This is a genomic window from Halorubrum sp. SP9, assembly GCF_005435015.1.
GTDB classification, from domain to species: Archaea; Halobacteriota; Halobacteria; order Halobacteriales; family Haloferacaceae; genus Halorubrum; species Halorubrum sodomense.
In genome coordinates, this window is sequence record NZ_SGXU01000154.1 from 1 (window position 1) to 973 (window position 973).

General features: G+C 54.6%; 1 pseudogene. It reads right to left on the reverse strand.

The features are described 5' to 3' along the window. A pseudogene (locus EXE45_RS16960) lies at nucleotides 1-786 on the reverse strand (DNA methyltransferase); the annotation flags it as partial. Nucleotides 787-973: the final 187 nt, after the last annotated feature.

Here is a 973-nt window from a genome sequence, read left to right on the forward strand (position 1 = left end):
GATCCGCGCCGCGTGGTCGGACCGTGAAACGTGTTCGGAGATGATCCGTGTTACGTCCCGCTGAGTGAGCCCGCGCTCTGTGACCTCTTCTACGAGGGAGAGGACGCTCTCGTATGCTTCTTGCGCCCGCTCGCCGCGGTTGTAGAACGAGAGTAGCAGGTAGTCGAGCAGTTCCTCCGGGTCGGGTCCGTTTTCGGACTCGACGGCGCTGAGAATCTCCGCCCACTCCTCTTGTGCGCCTCGGATATTCGCCTTGTAGAACCGTGAGTACGGGTAGTTCTCCGCAAGGGACCGCGTCATCATGACGCCGTCTCGATTGACACGAAGTAAGTCGTGATCGCGGAGAGTCGGAGCGATGTAATTACTGTCGATGGTTCGCATTGAGAGCCCTTCCTTCCAAGAGAAATGCGCCGAGCTGTTACTCCCCTTGTGGAGTCTCACGCTCTGCTCGGGAGCGATCGACTTGATGGTAAGCTGGCCGCAGAGAAGTCCGGACAGTGCTCGGCCCTTCTCACTCGTAATCGCGTCGACGATGGCGTCGATATTGTCAAGATGCTCCTGTGAGACGTCGACAGACACCTCTGTCTCGGAGTCAGTAACTCGGTTGATCCGGTCCTCTAGGTATCCATCATCGAGTTCAGATTTGATGTAATTGTACCGTTCACGGGCTGCTTCAGTCTGTTTCCCTTCTCTGTAGACCTCGTGTCCGCCATCCTCTCGAATGAACTCGACTCGATCTGCGAAAACAAGCATACGCGGCCCATCCTCTTCGGAGCCATCTGGCATACAGATACACAGTATGGTCTAATATCATAAATCCGATTAACTGTATATATGTATGAACAACTATACGAACAGCGTGAATACCATCAGAATCGGAGTTACTTCTCATCCACCTGCTGCCTCAAAAGATTCTGAAACCCCTCTCCGCCGTAGCACGCGCCGAGAAATGGGTGCTGTTCCGCGACCGATG